Raw genomic sequence first — 18114 nt, 5'->3', positions numbered from 1 at the left:
AGCGATCCCCTGGATTCAGGCCGCGGATCCTGCGCGCGGCGCCCCTGACGCATCGATGGTCGACCCCGATTCCGACCCTGGCTGATGTCGCCCCGGGCTCACTGGGGATGCGCCGATCGGGAGATCGGCGCTTCTGCCTGAACGTCCCTCCCGAGAGCTCGAGGAGGGGCGGGGAGTCACTTCTCGAGCGTGAGCAGACCCAGCTTGTACGGCAATTTGCCGTAATCCCCCCCGACGTTCGGATCTCTGCCCTGGTAGAGGAACTGCATGTTGCACGCGTTGATGGTCATTCGCTCGTCGTTCGCGGAGCGGATCATCTCACCATGGCTGATGTCGTCGCTCCAGTCCCCGCCTTCGTACGTCACGTTGGCAGGGCCGGCGAAGGGCTTCTGCTTGGTGTCCGCCAGGGGGGCCCAGGGGCCGTCGAGGCTCTCGGAGGTCCACGACCTGAAGAAGCGAGGGCTGTTGTCGAACGCCTCCACCAGGAGCAGGTACTTGTTCGTGCCATCCACCTTGTAGACGTTGCTGGCCTCGAACAGGAGCCCCGAGCTGGGAGCCGTCATGACGACCTCGTACCCATCGAAAGCCGGGAATTTATCGATGCTGACCTTGGAGCGGTAGAGCTTCCCGTCGTCCCGGGAGAAGAACAGATGGCAGTTCTTGTCGTCGCAGATGTTCCAGAAGTCCAGCGCGCCAAGGACGTTCCCCATGGCGCCGGGCTCGCCCTTGAGCAGCGACTGGGGCCGGCTCCAGCCGTTGACGTTGTTGATGTCGTCGTTGGTCGAGTACCTGCCGTTCCACTGGTAGATGAGGTACCACTTGTTGTGCGGCCGGAAAAAGAAGACCTGGGGCGCGACCGTGCCGCCGGTGGGCCAGTTCGCCATGTGCTGCTGCGGCGCGGAGTTCGACTGAGTGAAGTCGGTGAAGTTCAAGTACACGGAGCTCCACGACCCGTTGCCCGACGTGGTGTCGAACACGGTGGCAAATACGTGGTACTTGCCGTCTTCGAACACGATCGTCGGGTCCTTGACGGAGGCGAAGGTGCGACCGGCAGGCGGCTTGGGGCCGATCACCGGAGGCCCCGACTTCCACTTGAACGTGGTGGGCAGGTCGCAGGTCACGGGCGAGCCGCCCGCGCCTGCGCCGCCGCCGCCGTCCCCCGGAGCGCCGCCGCTCCCCCCGGTCCCGGACGTCGGGTCGCCGCCCGTGCCCGTGTCGCTTCCGCTGCTCGTGCTCGTGCTCGTGCCGGAGCTCGATCCACCCGTGCCGCTCGCGCTCGTGCTCGCGCCTGTCGTGCTGCTGGCGCTCGTCGTCGGGTTCTCCGAGCCACCCGTACCATCACCGGGCGGCTGCTCGTCCCCCGTGTCGCTTGCGCAACCGGCGAGCGCGGCGAGCACACAGCCGAGGGCAGAGAGACGAAGGAGGGAACGGGAAGGAGTCAGGGTCTGACGGTGCAAATCGAAGGGAGTGATCATGCTGGTCTCCAGAGGGATGCCCAGTCGGGCAGCGAGCTCCTCAGAGCCCGACCTTCAAGGTGGATGTGCACGAGGACGAGGGCCCGGCGCCGCATGGCGGCCTACCCAGGGCAAAGCGGAAGGATACCTGGGACATTGTGAGCGTTCACATTGCTGGCGTCAAACAAAAACCGGCGCGTGATCCTCTCCCGGCGGCTCGCGCGCACCGGTGCGGAGCACGGCGAAGTGCGGCGCATCTTGGCACAAATTCGTGACGTGTTGTGCCGCTGCGCCTGTGCGCCAGGCGCGAGATCCAGAGATCTCGTTCATCTCCGCACTGACGCACGTGTCGCTTCACCGTGACGGCATGAAGCGTACGTCAACCGTGGTTGCTCTTGCGGTGATCCCGAGCTCACCGTCGAGGAGTGGCCGGACGAGTCGTTCGCGCCTCTCCTCGTGAAACGCTCTACCGTGATCCCGCGGCTGCCACCGGCGCGGCGGCGCGGCCGGGAAGGAGAAAGGCGCAGCCGATCGTCAGGAGCAGCGCCGCGCCGAAGATGGACGTGGCCATCGTGTGCTCGCGGTTCACCACATCGGCCGCCGGGCGGTCGGTGAGGACGAGGCCGAGCACGGTGAGGCCGACGATGCCCCCCATGTAGCGCATCGTCGATGTGAGGCCTGCGGCCATTCCGCTCTTCTCGCGCGGGACGTCGCTCATCGCCGCGGACTGCGACGGCGCGGACGTCAGGCCGAGGCCGGCGCCGAGCATCACGAGCGCGGGGATCGCGTCCGTGAGCGCGCCCAGAGGCCGCGCCGCGAGCAGGAGCATGCCGGCCAGGGCGAGCGAGCAGCCGGCGAGCGCCAGCGCGCGCGGCCCGAAGCGATCGGAGCCGCGCCCCGCGAGGGGCGAGACGACGACCATCGTCCCCATCATGGCCAGCAGCGTCGTGCCGACGTCGCGCGGCCCGACGTGGAACAGCCGCCCCGCCACCTGGGGCAGCTCGAAGATCGTCGCGTACATGGCGAAGTTCTGGAGCGCGATGAGCAGGCTGCCGCCGAGGAACGCGCGCCGCCTGAACAGGGAGAAGTCGATGACCGGGTCCGCCGCGCGCCGCTCCCAGAGCACGAAGGGCACAAGGCCCAGCGCGCCGAGCACCGCGGCCCAGCGGAGGTGAGCGGCCTCGAGGCCAAGGACGAGCCCGATGAGCGACCCACCCAGCAGCACCGAGCCCACGACGTCGAACCGCGGTCGCGGCGCGGCAGGCGTCACGGCCGCGGGGCGCGGCGGCCCGCCGATGTGCGCGAGCGCGGCGGAGAGGAGCAGCACCGGGACGTTCGCGAGGAAGATCGAGGTCCACCCGAAGGTCCCCACGAGCAGCGCCCCGATCGTCGGTCCGGTGCCCGCCGACAGCCCCATCACCGCCCCGAAGGCGCCGAAGGCGCGCCCGCGCACCTCGGGCGGCAGCTCCGTGCGGAGCATGGCCGTCGCGCTCGGGACCACGATCGCGCCGCCCGCGGCCATCACGACGCGCGACGCCGCGAGCACCGGGAGCACCGGCCAGAGGTAGGCGAGCGCGGCCCCGACCGCCAGGAGGAGCTGGCCCAGCCCGAGCGCGCGCCGGTGGCCGAGGCGATCTCCGAGCTTCCCACCGGGGCTCTGCAGGACGATGTTCGTGAGCAGGTAGCTCGTCACGAGCGCCTGCCGGAGCGCGCCGGAGTCGACGCGAAGCGCGCGCGACATCTCCGGCAGCGCCACGGCGACCATCGTGGAGTTGAGCGGCGCGAGCGCCGTCGACAGGGCGATGGCGGCGAGGAGCCGCACCGGCAGGCGCGACGAAGGCTCAGGCACGGGCGAGCTCGCCCGCGCCGTCCTGACGGTCGCCCCGGCGCAGGAGCGCCACCCGGCCCTCCGTCCCGTCCACGAGGATCTCCTGGCCATCCGTGATGCGCTCGGTCGCCCCGGCAGCCCCCAGCACCGCCGGGATCCCGTACTCGCGCGCGACGATGGCCGCGTGGGAGACCGCGCCGCCGACGTTCGTCACGACGCCCGCGGCCAGCGTGAAGAGCGGCGTCCACGCGGGGTTCGTGTAGCGGCAGACCAGGATCTCCCCCGCCTTCAGCCGCTCGAACTCCCGCTCGTCCCGCACGATGCGCGCCTTGCCGCGGACCACCCCGGACGACGCCCCGATGCCGCGGAGCTCGTCGCCCGAGGCGCCTCCCGCGCCCGCCCCGAACGACATCTTCTGCCACCTCGCGTTGACCACCCCGTACGTCGCGCGCCGCCGTCGAACGAGCCGCTCCACCTCGTCGAGCGGCGGCGCCGCCCCCTCCAGCCACCCCCAGAGCTCGGCTTCCGTCAGGTAGAAGACGTCGTCAGGGCGCGGCAGGCGCCCGCGCTCGCAGAGGCGACGCGCGATCTCGGCCACGATCGCCTGCAGCGCGGAGAACGAGCGCACCAGATCGAAGTGTGTGCGCTCCCGGAACACGATCGCGCTCCGCAGCCGCTCGAGGGTGCGGCGGAACGCGTCGGGCAGACCCGGCACGAGGCGAAGCGCGCGGGTGACCTCCTCGAGCGCGGCCCGGTAACGCGCGAGCCCGGCCTCCTCGGACGGCGGCTCGGCGACGTCGAGCAGGCCGCGAAGGAGCCCCCACAGCGGCGCGGGATCCTGCCGCCACGTCGGCGCCGAGAGGTACAGACCGGTGCTCTCCCGGTGCCCATGCTCGTCCAGGAACGCGTCGACCTCGGCCAGGTAGGCCCGGCCGGCCTCCGATTCGCGGAGGGCCTCCGGGCGCCCCTCCCGGATCGCGCCGGCGACCTCCGGCCCGGCGCTCACCGCCCTGCGCGCGAGGTGGAAGATCGCGAGGTTCACGTCGGACGTCCGGGTGCGCAGGCCCGAGACGAGGTCGCGCATGACGGTCGCTGCCCGCTTCGGTCCCACGGCGAGGGCGACCGGGACGCGGAGGGCGATCGCGGCCAGCTCGCTGGCGCGCTTCTCGAACCGCTCGCCCAGGACCGCGGTCGTGGTCTCCGTGATCCGGTCGGCGCGGCGGAGGAGCGCGGCGTCGTCCAGCGCGCGGAGATCGACCGGCGCGCAGGCCTCCTGGAGCCGCTTGAACCCGTCGCCCTCCCACCACGCCATCGCGTCGTCGCGCAGGCTGGCCGCGACCTTCTGCGGCAGCCGGAGCAACCGGAGGGTGGGTCGCACCTGCGGTGGGACGAGGACCTCGCGCCACACCTGGCCGACCCACGCGCGCTCCTCGGCCTCGTCCACGTCGAGCCCCAGGAAGCGCACCATGCGCACGATCGCGGGGAGCGTCGCCCGGAAGCCCCATTGATCGAGCGGCCTGGGGGCGACGGGGAACCGGTCGTTGTCGTTGGCCTCGAGCATCCTCCGCTGCATGCGGTTGAGCTGCGGGGGCGGAGGGAGGGGCTCGATTTCGGCCGTGCCGAGCGTGGTGATCGGGCGCGACTGGAGGAGGTGAATGGAGCTCCCGGCGAAGGCGAACTCCACGTCCTGCGGGCAGCCGAAGTGGGCCTCGAGGCGGAGCCCGATGCGGGCCAGATCGAGCACCAGCGCGTCGCTCGGCGCGGGACGGCCGGCCTCCCGGCGGTCGCGGTCGTCGATCGCGAGGTCGTTCGCCCCGGGGCCCGCGGCCCCGTTCGGTCGGTCCGGGCCGGGCGCCGCGGCCCCGGCGAACGGCGCGCGCCGCAGGCGGTACACGTCGCCGGTCGTGTGTCCTGACACCACGGCCTCGCCGAGGCCCGGGGCGACCTCCAGGAGCATGCGGTCGGCGCGCTGGGCCACCGGGTCGACGGTGAACAGGACGCCGGCGAAGTCGGCCGGGACCATGCGCTGCACCACCACGGCGATGTTGACCCCCAGGTGATCGATGCCCCGCGCCGCCCGGTAGCCGAGGGCCCTCGGGCTCCAGAGGGACGCCCAGCACCGCCGCAGCGCGAGGAGCAGCCCGTCCTCTCCCGCCACGTCGAGGTACGTCTCGTGCTGGCCCGCGAACGAGGCGTCGGCGAGGTCCTCCGCCGTCGCCGAGGAGCGAACCGCGACCGGCGGCGCGCCGAGCTCGCGGTACGCGTCTCGGACCGCGCTCTCCATCGCGGGCAGCATCGCGCCCCGCTCGAAGAGCTCCGCGGCCTCCGAGGCCGCCGCCTCCCAGCGGCTCGCGGCGAGGTGCGCCGAGAGGCGCTCGGCGAGCCCCCATGCGCGCGCCTGCTCCGCGTACGCGTCAGCGCTCACAACGAACCCGGGCGGCACGGCCAGGCCGAGCTGGATCAGCTCACCGAGGTTGGCGCCCTTGCCGCCCGCCCTGGCGAGGTCGGCTCGGGACAGCTGGCTCAAGCGATGAACAAGCATCAGGCATCTCCTTCGGCCAAGAAAGGCTGCTTCCGCCGCGTCGCGCTCCCCGGCGCTCGCCCGCCCTCCGGGCAGCGCCTCGCTCGCGACGACAGCGTCCGCTGGACCGTCACCTGAAAGTCATTGTGACGTCACGCAGTAAGTATCATGATACTTATGAATGGCAAGGCCGCGTAACATCACCGACGCGCAGATCCTCGACGAGGCACGCGCGTGTTTTCTGGAGCACGGCGCGGGCGTCTCGACGACGCTCATCGCGGAGCGGCTCGGCGTCTCGCACGGGGTGCTGTTCCAGCGCTTCGGCACCAAGGAGCAGCTCCTGCGCGCCGCGCTGCTGCCGCCCTTCGAGCCGCCGTGGATGGCGCGCGCGCGGGCGGGCCCGGACGACCGCGACGCGCGGATCCAGCTCCTCGAGCTCGCCGAGGAGCTCTCCGCCTACCTCGAGCGCATCGTGCCGTGCCTCGCGGTGCTCCGCTCGGCCGGCATGCACGTCGAGTCCATGGCCGACCGGCGCGAGGACCTGCCGCCGGTCCGCGCGCGGCGCGAGGTGGTCGCGTGGTTCTCGCGAGCGATCGCCCGCGGCCTGCTGCGCCCGGTCCGCCCGGAGCACGCGGCCGACCTCTTCCTCGGCGCGCTACACTTCCGGCCGTTCCACCAGCACCTCTCGAACCAGGGGTTCGATCGGTCCGAGGGGCGGGCCTACGTCACGTTCGCGATCGACGCGATTCACCGGACGCTCGCGCCCGCGGCGGAGCGACCGTGACGCGCGGCGCGCCGGCCGCGTCCGGCAGCAGCGACGGCCAGCTCCGCGGCGGCTTGAACCGGTGGGTCGGCGCGGGCCCGTCGACGATGTGCTCTACCTCGTCGAGGCGACTGCCAGGGAGCAGCACCCCGCCCAGCGACTCCCGCACGAGCGGTATCCGCGCCGGATCGAAGCCCATCACCTGCGAGGCGATCGCGTCGACGAGGCCCGGATCGAACCCGCCGAGCAGGAGCCCTGCGCGCACGGGCGTCGCCCCGAGCGGCCCTTCGCCCTCACCCGCGACGATGCCGTCCACGATCGTCAGGTACCGCCGCTGCGGCTCCCCGCGCAGCGCGCCGCCGCGGTCCGCGAAGAACAGGATGCGGTTGAGATCCAGGATCGTCCGCCAGAGCGTGTTGTTCCCCTCCCAGCTGCCATCGATGACCTTCGGCGGCGCCCCGAGCCGCGGCGCGCGCGCGACGAGCGAGTGATCGCCGGGGAGCGGGAACCGGCTGAGCTTGTTCTCCACCGCGTCTCCGAGGCCTTGAGGCCGATCGAACTCGTCGCCGCCGACCGATGGATCACCCTCGGTGAAGTGCGGGAGCCAGTACTTCTCGTTCGTCAGGCCGATCACGCTCTTCAACGACAGCGTGATACCCGTCTTCTTGTGCGTCTTCAGCTTGGGGAGGTTGATGACGACATCCGCGTCGAGGAGCGTCTGGGGGATGCTGTACTCGTGCCGTTGCCCTGCGTGGTGCGGCACCGGCGTCGCGTAATGGCTGCGGTGGAAGCGGAGCGCGGCGCTGCGCGGGGCGCCCGCGCCGGCGAAGAAGCTGCTCGAGCCCAGATCGACGACCCGGTAGCCCCGCGGATCGCCGGGCAGTCGGCGGCGGAGGAGCAGGCCGAGGTTCCAGGAGCGGCCGAAGCGGCGCACGTCGTCGAGCGCGAACACCGGCGCGATCCGGAAATACCGCAGGTCGATGAAATCGACGTCATGCCCCTGGGCCCTGAGGTGACCGATGACGTCGAAGATGCCGAGCGGGCCGGCGACCTTCTCGATCTCGCAGCCCTCGACCGGGGAGTCGACGACGCGCACGCTCCCGCGCGGGCCGGCGGCGCGGAGCGCGTAGTCGAGCACGGGCCGGAGCAGCGAGCCGTGCGTGCTGGAGGCGGCGAGCCGCTCGCCCGTGATCTTCTGGTGAAGGTTCTTCGACGAGACGAGGTTCGGCTTGACGACGACGCGGTCCCCCGGCGCGATCAGGTCGCCGAGCGGGTTCCACGCGGGCGTGCCGGCGCGGGCCGCGTCGAGGCCGAGCCGGCGGAAGAGCGCCTCGACGGCCTCGTAGACCGGGCTCGGCGGGCCATAGGGCGCGCTGCCCCCGTAGCTCACGCCCGGCCGAGAGACCGTCACCACGCGGCGGCTCGTCGCTGTCATCGGGAGCCCCCGGTCAAGCGCCCGCGCCGTTCAGGCCGGACGAGAGGATCTCCGCCGGCGCGGCGCGCTGGAAATCGACGTTGAGGCGCGAGACGCTCGCGAGGTGCTTGCCCGTGCGGACGAGCGCGATGTCGTCGGCGAACTCGACGTCGATGCGCATCCGCTCGCCGAGGTGATGGCGGAACGTCGCGAGCACCTCGTCCAGGACCTGCTGCGAGAACCGCCCGCCCTTGACCACGCGGAAGGTGATGGCGTCGCGCTCCTCCTGCACCACCTGGAAGCGCTTGATCGCGTAATCGAACTCCTTGAGGTAATGCGCGAAGAACGTGCCGGGCAGATAGCGCCCGTCCGTCCCGCGGATGATGGACTGGACGCGCCCCTCGATGCGGCCGACGCGCGGCGCCCCGCGGCCGCAGGGGCACGGCGCGGACGGGGACATCGCCTCGGCGAGATCGCCGATGCGGTAGCGGACGAACGGCATGCAGAAGTTGTTGAGATCGGTGATCACGACCTCTCCGATCTCCCCCGGCTCGGCGGGGCGCCCGTCGCGCAGGACCTCGACGATGTACCCCTCGGCCACCACGTGGTGGCCCTCGTGCGCGTCGCACTCGTACGCGATGCCCGAGAACTCGCGGCTGCCGTACTTGTCGAAGACCTTGCAGCCGAACGCCTCCTCGATGAGCCGGCGGCTCGGCAGCGGCAGCGTCTGCGCGCTCGACATGATCGCGCGCGGCCGGGCCGCGACCTTTCCGGTGCTCTTGACGTAATGGGCCAGGAAATCGAGCGCCTCGGCGTAGCCGTCCATGAGCACCGGCCGCGCGCCGGCGATCCTCGCGATCATCTCGCCCAGGTTGTCGTCGGACAGCTCGAAGATCGGGATGAACGTGCGGTTCGACAGGACGGCGTCCGCGCGCTCGCGGGCGGCCTGCCACGTCGTCATGCCGATCGTCTGGTGCCAGAGCCGCACCGTGGGGTCGCCGAAGCGGTAGCCCGTCCACTCCTGCGCCCGGAGCGTCGCCGCCCAGCGGAACTCGAGCTGAGCCCGGTCCGCGTAGCAGACGAAGGGCTCGCCGGTGGAGCCGCTCGTCGTGATCTTGAGGACCTGCGACTTGTCGTGGTTCTCCGACATGATGTCGAAGTAGAGGTGGCGCCGGATATCCGCCTTGGTGAGGAACGGCAGCTTGTGGAGGTCCTCCTGGCCGCGGATGTCCTCGGGCCGGAGCTTGAGCTCCTGCATGCGAGCGCGGTAGTAGGGCACGTTGCGGTAGCAGTGGCGGAGCAGCCGCCGGAGCTTCTCGTCCTGGAGCTCGCGGGTCTGCGACGGCGCGAGCCACTGCGTCCTGCGCAGCGTCTCGTAGTAGTGCTCGACGTCGCGCGTGATCATCCAGTGGGTGTGGTTGAACGCGGCCAGGTACGCGCGCCACCTCGCCGTGGAGAGCGGGTCGCGCTCCGGCGAGCGGTCGACCACCGGGTTGCGGCGGAGGTACTGCGTGGCGATGTCCGCCGGCTTCCGGCCCACGCGGTATTCCCAGCTCGCCTTGCCCAGGTCGTAGAACGACTTGACCGCGGCGCGCGCCGCGGCCCCGTCGAGGAAGGAGACGCCCTGCCGGCGCTGCTCGAAGAGCGTCTCGACCTCCTTGTACGAGTAGCCCTTCGCGTGGGCGGCGACCAGGACGAAGGACTGCCAGTAAAAATAGCTGCCCTTGTACGTCAGGAGATCCTGGAACACCTCTCGAGCGCACATCACGAAGCCGCTCTTGTTGTCCTGGAGCGACATCCCGAAGGTGGTGTTCAGCAGCGTGTTGAACCCGCGGCTCAGGTGGTACCGGCGGTCCCTGCGGCGCCCGACGGCGCTCCTCCAGCCCTGGACGACATCGACGCTGTGCTCGTAGAGCTCCCGCCGGAGGCGCAGGAGGTCCTCGGGCTGGTACTGGAGATCGGCGTCGATGGTGGCGACGAGCTTGCCGCGGGCGGCGGCGGCGCCGGTGCGCCACGCCGCGGTGATGCCGCGGTTCTGCGGGTGGAAGCACCCCACGACGAGCCCGGGGTGCGCGGCCATGAGCGCGCGGATCGTCGTGGCGGTGCCGTCGGTCGAGCCGTCGTCGACGAGGATGAGCTCGCCCGTGAGCGCCCCCTCGCGGAAGACGCCGAGGATGCGGTCGGTGAGCTCGGGGATGTTCAGCTCCTCGTTGAGACAGGGCACGAGGACGGAGAGCTCGATCGGCGCCTCCGGAGCACGCTCGGTTCGGGGTTCGGACATGGTGTGTTCGCCTATCTTGCCTTGAAGGAGACACCACAGCAGGGCGAGGGGCGCGCTGGGCGGCCCGGCGCGCGGGAGGAGTCACCGGGGGACGCAGCGGAAGCACGCGCGGATCGGCAGCGCGCCGTGCGGCGCCGCGCGGCGCTCGGTCACGCGGAAATGGCGGTCGAGGAGGCGGCCGAACTCGTCGGGGGTCCACTGGTGCAGGTGGTAGGCGTCGCCGCCCCACTGGATGCGATCCCGCAGGAGGTAGCCGACGGGCGTGCGGCGGACGATGCCCTTCAGCCGCCCGATGAGCGGGTCGTTCGGCACCGTGATCGCGGCCACGCCGCCGGGGCGCAAGAGGCGCGCGATGGCCGCGAGGACGGCGGCGGGATCCACGGTGTGCTCGAGGACCTCGGTGCAGACGATGCGATCGAAGCTCGCGGCGGGGAGGTCGAGCTTGTCGACCTCGCCCTTGAGGAAGCGGGCGTCGTAGCCCGCGAGGTTCTTGCGGGCGGTGTCGAGGAAGACGTCGGAGACGTCGATCGCCGTGATGCGGGCCCGCGGGAACATCCGGAGCACGTGCCCGCCGCCCGAGCCGACCTCCGCGAGGTCGAGGCCAGCGCAGTCGCCGAGCATGCCGCGGATGATGGCGAGCCGCTCGCGCTCGATGAGCCGGATCGGCAGCGGGGCGCGGTCGTAGTAGTCGTCGATCGGGTGCTCCCGCGCGAGGCGGTCGTTCAGCGCCTCCACGTCGATGTCGCCGGCTGTGTTCGGCATGGCGGCCCCTTAGCACGGGGGCGGCGTAGCCTCACCCCGGCGGCGGCTCCGCGCCCGGCGATGGGACCGCGCGGTCGGCCGCCGACGTGAACGTCCGGTCGACGGCGGCTCCCTGGCCGCGTGAGAGGCCGCTGACAGTGCCGTGCGGCGCGCATCCAGCTCGTCCGCCGGCAGACGTTGTTGAGCGCCCCCGGACGCAACCCGCGCGCATCACGCGCGCATCACGTGATCGCGCGCAGGTTGCCGCTGCGGGCGGAAAGAAAGAGAAAAGATCGCTGAGACACCGCTTGCTGTTGGTGCCCCAAGGGAGTAACTTGGGCCCCTCACGACGTCACTGGCTCTCGACACGATGCGTTCTCTCTCTCTCCACGCGAGGGAGATCGTTGCTCGCGCGGATGACTGGACGACGCACCGTGTGCCTGCGCGGGTTCGCTGCGCGGCACGTCCCCGTTCGATCCGCGACGGCTTCATCGAATGGCAGGCGAAGAGCGCTCACGAGCGCAGCTGCAAGCCGTGAAAGTAACGTGTCATGGGTAATCGTCTTTACGTCGGCAATCTCTCGTACAGCACCACCCGCGAGTCCCTCGAGGCCGCGTTCGCTGGCAGCGGCGAGGTCCGTGAGGTCTCGATGCCGACCGATCGGGAGACCGGCCAGCCGCGCGGGTTTGCGTTCGTCACGATGGGCTCGGCCCAGGCGGCGAACAACGCCATCTCGCAGCTGAACGGCATGATGCTCGATGGGCGCTCGCTCAAGGTGAACGAGGCGCAGGAGCGTCAGGCAGGCGGTGGCGGCGGCGGCGGCGGCGGCGGTCGCGGTCGTTACTGATCGCTCCTTCGTCGCGTCGGAACATCGCGGCGGGCCATGAAGGCCCGCCGCATTTATTTTGTCTTCGAGACACCCGAGCCGCACGCCGGTGCGCGCGAGCGCCGCGCCAGGCGAGAGGGCCGCTGGACCATGGGGCCGCTGCACGGCGCCATCGTGAGCTCGTGCGGCCACCGCTACGGCGACTTCAGCTTCAACGACGACGACGGCTCGCGCGACACGCTGGCCCTCGATAGCGTGACGCTCGGCGAGCTCTCCCACAACGACCGCCACGAGTCCTCGATGAGCCCGAGCTTCGCGGTGCGCTGGTTCGAGGTCGACCCGGCCTATCAGATCGCCCGCCTGGAGCCCGCGCCAGCGCCTGCCGAGGCGGTCCACAGTCGTCTCTGGCCGCTGATGCCCCCGAAGCGCAGGATCGTGAAAAGCCCCGCATCGACCAGATCGGCCTCTATATCATCAACTTTCGTGGTGCCGCGGCGCGTTCTCTGGTACATGATGACGCTTGCGCAGCGAAGCTGGACGCTCGCGCAGCGAAGTCGATAGCGATGCCGCCTGGACCCGTTGGGCTCGAGCGACAGGCAAGGCCGTAAAGAGCCGCTCGAGGCAGCTCCTGCATGCACATGCGGAAGCGCGCGCCCGGCGTGCCTTCCGCGTCCGTGCGGCTGAGCGCAAGGAAAGTGGTCGCCATGAAAGCGTGTTTATCGCGGGTCGTGGATGGCGTTGAACAGAGGCTCTGCTGGCGCTTCCAGGTGCACGGCAGGAGCGAGTCCCTGTACGAGCCGGCGGACGGCTCGCACGGTCCGTTCGATCGCGACCGCCAGCGGAACCTCAAGCTGGGCGAGACGTTCCAGCGGCTGGACCGCTCGGGATCCCCCCGGAAGTACGATGGGCTCTTCTGGCAGCCAAAGAGCTCGATCGGCGGGTTCGGTCCGTAAGTGAGAGGCTGGACCGTGGCGGCCGGAAGCGAGGACAACATCCATCTCCGGCATGACACGGAACCGTGAACTTGTCGCTGAGCTAGCAACCGAGTCGTGCAACACAGCCATGTCTACCTCCCAGAAGCCCGTCACCTCCGCCACCCTGCTCGCCACCGCTGCCCACCTCAACTTCCGCGCGACGTCCCGCGACCGGAGCGGCTCGACGCTCGGCGTGCTCGTCGACGCGTCCGGCGCTCAGCAGTACCTCGTGATCGCCTCTGGCGGCGAGGAGGGCACCTGGACGCTCGCGAGCGAGCTGCCCGTCGGCCTCGCGCCCTTTCTTCTGTACGAGAGCGCCGCCAACGTGCTGCGCGGCGGAAGCTTGAGCGAGGACGGGAGCATCTCCTTCCATGGAGCGCTGTATACGATCGAGTCATCGGTCGACGGCAGCACCCGCGCAGCGAAGGTGAGCGGTAGTGTTTGAGCGCTGGCGCGCTCGGATGCCAATCCGAGGATCTGGTTCAGCGCGGTTGCAGCGCTGAGGGCCGAGCCCGGCTCCCATCAAGGCTCGACGCGGCACCTCGCGCTGCACCCGTCGCCAGCCGCCGTGTTGCCGTCATCGCACGTCTCGAGCCCCGCGACGTCGCCGTCGCCGCAGACGATCGCGGGATCGACGAGCGCGCGGCGCAGCGTGAGGTCGCTGCGCAGGGCGCCCACGTGCGCCTTGAACTCGCTCAGGTCGCCTCGAGTCGCGTCGCCGGCGCTGGCCTTGCCGAGCACCTGCTCTGCCTGATCGATGGCCGCGAGCACGGCGCTCTCGTCCCACGCCGCGCTCACGACGCGCGCGAGCTCGGCGCGATACCGCTCGTCGAGCGCCGGGAGCTCCCGGATCCGGCGCGGGAGCACGGCGACGGGCTCCGTCTCGGTGTCGAAATGCGGGTCGTCCAGGATGCGGTCCATCCCGTGGGCGATGAACACGAAGCGCCCGTCGGCCGGGTTCTCGTACAGATAGTAGTTGTTCGCCCGGTAGGCGTAGCCGTCCCAGTGGCCGAGCAGCGCCTCGAGGGCGTAGGTCGTGAGGAACCGACTCAGGTCGAGGCGCTCGCTCACCTCCGCGGCGAGCTGCTCGTCCGGCGCGTCCTGGATGGCGGCGGCGAGCGAGCGGAGCTCTGCCCCGCCGCCGTCATCGCCGCCGTCGAGCGCCACGGCGTCGATGTCCTCGGCGAAGTCGCCGCAGCACGGGCCCTCGTAGAGCGCGCCCTCGTCGTTCACCTCGCCGAAGTGCCGCCGCAGGAACCGCTTGTCGATGGCCTCGGTGACGACGTAGATCCCCCTGTCCACGCCGTTGACGCTCACCACCGCGTGCGCGGTGCGCGCCGCGGGCACGCCGGCGCGGTCGTGCAGAACCTCGCCGATCTGCTCGCGAAGGAGGCTCGGGTCCTGCTTGGAGTTGTTCAGCAGGAGCTTCTTGAGCCCGTGCAGGTTCGCCTCTTCATCGAACTCGTCGAACTTGACGCTGAAGCTCGGCTTCTCGGACAGATCCACGGCCGAGTTGCCCTTCTGCCGGATGCCAGCGCCGCTGACGACGTCGCCGTCGTAGACGATGGTGCACGGGACGCGGTTGTCGAGGTCTGTGCGGAGCTGCCCCAGGTGGGCCTCGTCGATGGTGATCGCGATCTCGTGCAGCGCCGTCCGATCGAAGACCACGTCGCTGCCCGGGTCGAGGGGCACACAGCCGCCCTGGCTCGCCGCGACGAGCGCGAGGACCGCGGGCGCATGAAAGGAGCGCATCGTTCCCGGCCTACTGTGGAGCATCTCTCCTACTCTCCGTCTTCCGGCGATGGTCGCCCGCCTCGGCGGGGAGCCGGCCGCCGACGGCGTGGCGGAGCTCGCCGACCGCGGTCCAGTAGCGGCGCACGAAGCGCAGCAGCCGGAGCTCCAGGCGCACGCGGCGCTCGTCGACCTCGAGCGCCCGCCCCACGTCGACGTTGCGGCCCTCGATCGCCCGCTGCGCCTCGACGCCTGCGCGCTCGGCGGCAGGGGTCATCCGGCGCCGTAGCTCGGTCACGAGGGCCCGGGTGGCCTGGGCCTCGGCCAGGCTCGTCCGCACCTCGCGCGTCACGAGCTCGACCGCGGCGCCGAGCGAGCGCTGCTCCGCCTTGCGCGCCGCGTCCGCCGCGGCGACGGCCGGGCGGTGCGTGTCGAACAGCGGCAGCTCGACGCCGAGCCCGAACGTCCACCCGAGGCCGAGCTCGTTCTCTCGCCGAAAGTCGTAGCCGACCTCGACGAAGGAGAGCCAGGGCCACCGCGCGGCGCGCTCGGCGTGGAGCGCCGCGTCCGCCGCGTCGCCCTGCGCGGCCGCGAGCTCGATCTCGGGGCGGCGCTTGAGCGCGAGCTCGACGGCCTGCTCCTCCGTGGGGAGCTCCGGGGGAGGCCACGCGCTCTTCGGCGCGCCGAGGAGGCGCACGGGCACCGCGGGATCGAGCCCCATGCGCGACAGGAGCGCGGCGAGCGCCGCGCTCCGCTGCGCACGCAGATCCACGCCGTCCTGCTCCGCGTCGACGGCGGTGAGCTCCGTCATCGCCTCGTCGACCGCCGTCGTCCGCGCGGCGGCGAGCTGCCCCTTCATCCAGGTGGCGAGCGATCTTCGCGCCTCGGCCACCGCGTCGGCGGCCTCGATCTCGGCGTCGAAGAGCAGCACCTCGTCGAACAGCAACCGGACGTCGGCCTCGAGGGCGATCTCGATCTCGCGCGCCTCGGCGAGCGCCTTGGCCTCGTCCACGCGCGCCTCCGCGACGTTCGCGTCGACCTCGCCAGGGCGGGTCACCGGGAAGCGGAGCGCGGTGCTCACGCGCGGCTCGCGCTCGCGGATGCGCTGGAGCTCGATGTTCGTGATGCGGAGCTCCGGGTTCTCAAGGTGGTCCTCCGCGTCGACCTGCGCCGCGGCCGCCTCGGCGCGAGCGTTCTGCGCGGCGAGCTCGGCGCTGTGGTCTCTCGCCCAAGCGACGGCGTCCTCCACCGTCATCGCGAGCGGCGCCGCGCTGGCCGCGCCTCCCGGGCGCGCGCCCGGGCCCGCGCGGCGGAGCGCCGGCGCGCCGGCGGGCGCGCGGCCCTCGCGGTAGAGGGCGATCGCGCGGTCGGACGCCGCCGGCCTCGGCGGGGAAGAGCAGCCCGAGAGGGCCGCGCAGAGCAACATGACGGGGATCGCCGCGCGGCGGCGGCGCTGGCTCACGGGCCCCACGAGAGCTCCTCGAACGAGGGCATGGCGCTGCCGGCGTCGAACACGATCGTCAGCGAGCCCGGCGTGAGCGACGGCGTGATCCCCTCGGGCTTGAGCCCCGGGAACCGCTGGACGAGGCGCGGCGAGAGGACGCCGCCCTCGGGGCGATCCACCCGCCACAGCGCGCCGGCGTCGCCGTCCGCCGTCGAGGGCGTGGACGTCATGGCGAGCGCGCCGTCCGGCATGAAGACGAGCTCCGAGATGCCGCCCGGCGTGGGCTTCCCGGCGACCTCCACGTCGACGCGCGCGCGCGCCCACAGCGAGACGCGGGCCGCGTCGAAGCGCGCCGCCTCGGCCGCGATCCGATGCTTCTTCTTCGCGCTCGCGGCCTCGACCGCCGCGGCCCCCTCCCCGCCGAACAGCGCGCTCGGGGAGCCGACCCGCCAGATCATCGCGTTGCCCTGCGCGTCGAGCGGCGCCTTCAGCCCGAGGTACAGGGCGCCCTGCCGGAAGGCGAGGCCCTCGATGTCGAGCGCCCGCGTCCCGTCGGGGAGGCCGAGCGCCGCGGCGCGCGCGGGGTCCGCGTCGAGGACTTCGGCCAGGTGGATCCCGCCGTCGACGCGGAAGCCCTGGCCGTCCTGGCGGAGGCGGAGGAGCGCGGTCCGCTCCGGCTTGCGCTTCCCCTTCTTGCTGTAGCTCTGCGACGACAGGAGGTAGATCTCGCCCGCGTCCCCGGCCGCGATCCCCTCGACGTCGCTCAGCTCGTCGACGCCGCTCACCGGCACCGGATCCGCGGCGACGGCGCCGCCCGCGGACATCGCGAAGAGCCACGGCGCGCCCTCGTTGTTCTGCTCGTGGCCCGTGTCGTCGCTGACGAGGAGGTACCGGGACTCGCCGGGGCGCGCGAGGACGCCGGACGGCTCGAAGCGCGTTCGGCGCGCCAGGGTCGGGGGCACCTTCATGGGGGACTGCGCCGCGACGGCGCCGGCCTTGGGCGCGGCGCCGGGCTTCGGCGTGGTGGCGGTGGGCTTCGGCGGCGGCTGGGCGGCCGCCGCGCCGCGGCGCGCGTCGAACGTGATGTCGAAGGCCTGGCCGGGGACGAGCGCCATCGGCGCGTCCAGCGAGATGGTGACCACGCGGCCCCACGCGGGGATCTCCGGCGTGAGCCAGCAGCGCAGCGGGAGCTGGGAGACGAGCGGGCCCACCGCGATGACCGTGCCCGGGATCGGGTCGCTGAGCTGGCCGCGGATGTAGAGCTTGGCTGCGTCCCCGTCGCTGACGCCGAGGGCGAAGCGCTCGGGGACGCAGGCGACCGCGCGCGCGCCCGTGCGCGCGCTCAGGAGCTGCACCAGGGGCATTCCTGCCGGGACCACGTCGCCGGGCTGCCTGTCGATGGAGGTGACGCGCCCCGCGTTCGCGGCGCGCAGCACGTAGCTCGCGCGCCGCTGCTCGAGCATCGCGATGTTCTCCGTCGCGACGCGCACGTCGGCGTCGAGCTTCGCCGTCAGCCCCGACGTCCGATCCCGGAGGCCGTTCCGCCGCCGCTCCGTCGCCTTGAGCTGCTCCGTGAGGACGCTCAGCGTCCGCGGCTTCTCGCTGGCGATCGCCGCGACCGTCGCGTGCTGCAGGTCGAGCTTCGTCAGGTCGTCGAGCACCGCCTGCCGGTTCTCGACGAGCGCCTTCATCCGCGAGATCTCGCTGTCCAGCACCTTGGCCTCGGCGACCGCCCGGCGCTGCTCCTCGCGGTGGATGGCGAGGTGGCGCTCGACCGTCTCGCGGTTCGTGTCGAGCTCCTGCTCGAGGACGGCGAGCTCCATGTTCAGATCGGCCTCGACCTGGGTCTTCTCCGCCTTGGCGACGGCGATCTCGGCGTCGATCACCGACGTGTCCAGCGTCGCGATGATCTGCCCGGCCTCGACCTCCTCGCCGACGGTCACCTCGATGGAGGCCACCCGGGCGGTCTCGACCGGCGAGAGCACCTCGGGCAGCGCCTCCGCGTAGCCGAAGACCCGCCCGTGCGGGCCGCTGCCCAGGTGGAGCCACAGGGCGGCTCCGAGCGTGAGCACGAAGGTGATCGCGGGGGCGGCGTCCTGGAGCGCCGAGCGGAGTCGCGGGTAGCTGTACATCGATG

The 18114-nt window shown here is 71.7% G+C and carries 14 protein-coding genes; 5 read left to right on the top strand and 9 right to left on the bottom strand.

Going from position 1 to position 18114, the window contains the following annotated elements; genetic code table 11:
* Nucleotides 1-176 precede the first annotated feature (176 nt).
* The 3 genes from WMF39_RS42745 to WMF39_RS42735 all read right to left on the bottom strand — a co-directional run bounded on the left by WMF39_RS42745 (nt 177) and on the right by WMF39_RS42735 (nt 5824).
* Nucleotides 177-1475 carry a non-reducing end alpha-L-arabinofuranosidase family hydrolase gene (locus WMF39_RS42745; protein WP_437742196.1) on the bottom strand — a complete coding sequence of 433 codons (1299 nt, stop codon included), beginning with the start codon at nt 1473-1475 and terminating at the stop codon, nt 177-179.
* 445 nt (nt 1476-1920) lie between these two features.
* Complete coding sequence (locus tag WMF39_RS42740; RefSeq protein WP_437742195.1) at nt 1921-3303, bottom strand: MFS transporter; 1383 nt, start codon at nt 3301-3303, stop codon at nt 1921-1923.
* On the bottom strand, nt 3296-5824 hold the full coding sequence (locus WMF39_RS42735; RefSeq protein WP_437742194.1) for a PEP/pyruvate-binding domain-containing protein: 2529 nt from the start codon (nt 5822-5824) through the stop codon (nt 3296-3298). The genes WMF39_RS42740 and WMF39_RS42735 overlap by 8 nt, the downstream gene beginning before the upstream one ends.
* A 160-nt stretch (nt 5825-5984) precedes the next feature.
* Here WMF39_RS42735 and WMF39_RS42730 point away from each other — a divergent pair, with 160 nt between their 5' ends.
* Complete coding sequence (locus tag WMF39_RS42730; protein ID WP_437742193.1) at nt 5985-6587, top strand: TetR/AcrR family transcriptional regulator; 603 nt, start codon at nt 5985-5987, stop codon at nt 6585-6587.
* Here WMF39_RS42730 and WMF39_RS42725 read toward each other — a convergent pair.
* The 3 genes from WMF39_RS42725 to WMF39_RS42715 all read right to left on the bottom strand — a co-directional run bounded on the left by WMF39_RS42725 (nt 6529) and on the right by WMF39_RS42715 (nt 11023).
* Nucleotides 6529-8001 (bottom strand): DUF362 domain-containing protein, encoded by a 1473-nt coding sequence (locus WMF39_RS42725; RefSeq protein ID WP_437742192.1) that lies wholly within the window; start codon nt 7999-8001, stop codon nt 6529-6531. The two genes, WMF39_RS42730 and WMF39_RS42725, sit on opposite strands and share 59 nt — an antisense overlap.
* Nucleotides 8002-8014: 13 nt before the next feature.
* Nucleotides 8015-10261, bottom strand: coding sequence for a glycosyltransferase (locus tag WMF39_RS42720; protein WP_437742191.1), 2247 nt, complete (start codon nt 10259-10261; stop codon nt 8015-8017).
* An 81-nt stretch (nt 10262-10342) separates the two neighbouring features.
* Nucleotides 10343-11023, bottom strand: coding sequence for a methyltransferase domain-containing protein (locus tag WMF39_RS42715; RefSeq protein WP_437742190.1), 681 nt, complete (start codon nt 11021-11023; stop codon nt 10343-10345).
* Between the two features lie 529 nt (nt 11024-11552).
* Here WMF39_RS42715 and WMF39_RS42710 point away from each other — a divergent pair.
* The 4 genes from WMF39_RS42710 to WMF39_RS42695 all read left to right on the top strand — a co-directional run bounded on the left by WMF39_RS42710 (nt 11553) and on the right by WMF39_RS42695 (nt 13247).
* Nucleotides 11553-11849 (top strand): RNA recognition motif domain-containing protein, encoded by a 297-nt coding sequence (locus tag WMF39_RS42710; protein WP_437742189.1) that lies wholly within the window; start codon nt 11553-11555, stop codon nt 11847-11849.
* Between the two features lie 36 nt (nt 11850-11885).
* On the top strand, nt 11886-12389 hold the full coding sequence (locus tag WMF39_RS42705) for a hypothetical protein (RefSeq protein WP_437742188.1): 504 nt from the start codon (nt 11886-11888) through the stop codon (nt 12387-12389).
* Nucleotides 12390-12532: 143 nt separating this feature from the next.
* Nucleotides 12533-12781: a hypothetical protein gene (locus WMF39_RS42700; protein ID WP_437742187.1), complete on the top strand. Its 249-nt coding sequence runs from the start codon at nt 12533-12535 to the stop codon at nt 12779-12781.
* Between the two features lie 109 nt (nt 12782-12890).
* Entirely contained in the window at nt 12891-13247 is a 357-nt protein-coding gene (locus WMF39_RS42695; RefSeq protein WP_437742186.1) for a hypothetical protein, read from the top strand.
* A gap of 77 nt (nt 13248-13324) precedes the next feature.
* On the opposite strand, the gene WMF39_RS42690 is transcribed toward WMF39_RS42695, so the two are convergent.
* Genes WMF39_RS42690 through WMF39_RS42680 form a run of 3 tightly spaced genes read right to left on the bottom strand, consistent with a single transcriptional unit; the run spans nt 13325 to nt 18109 of the window.
* A complete protein-coding gene (locus WMF39_RS42690) occupies nt 13325-14554 on the bottom strand; it encodes a CotH kinase family protein (RefSeq protein WP_437742185.1) in 1230 nt (409 codons plus the stop codon).
* 10 nt (nt 14555-14564) lie between these two features.
* Nucleotides 14565-16004, bottom strand: a complete 1440-nt coding sequence (locus tag WMF39_RS42685; protein ID WP_437742184.1) for a TolC family protein — start codon at nt 16002-16004, stop codon at nt 14565-14567.
* Nucleotides 15992-18109, bottom strand: a complete 2118-nt coding sequence (locus WMF39_RS42680) for an HlyD family efflux transporter periplasmic adaptor subunit (protein ID WP_437742183.1) — start codon at nt 18107-18109, stop codon at nt 15992-15994. Before WMF39_RS42680 ends, WMF39_RS42685 begins: the two co-directional genes overlap by 13 nt.
* Nucleotides 18110-18114 lie beyond the last annotated feature (5 nt).

This window comes from Sorangium sp. So ce1504 (assembly GCF_051521635.1).
GTDB classification, from domain to species: domain Bacteria; phylum Myxococcota_A; class Polyangia; order Polyangiales; family Polyangiaceae; genus Sorangium; species Sorangium cellulosum_B.
Note: the sequence above shows the minus strand (reverse complement) of the source record. Positions and strands in the feature narration are given on the sequence as shown.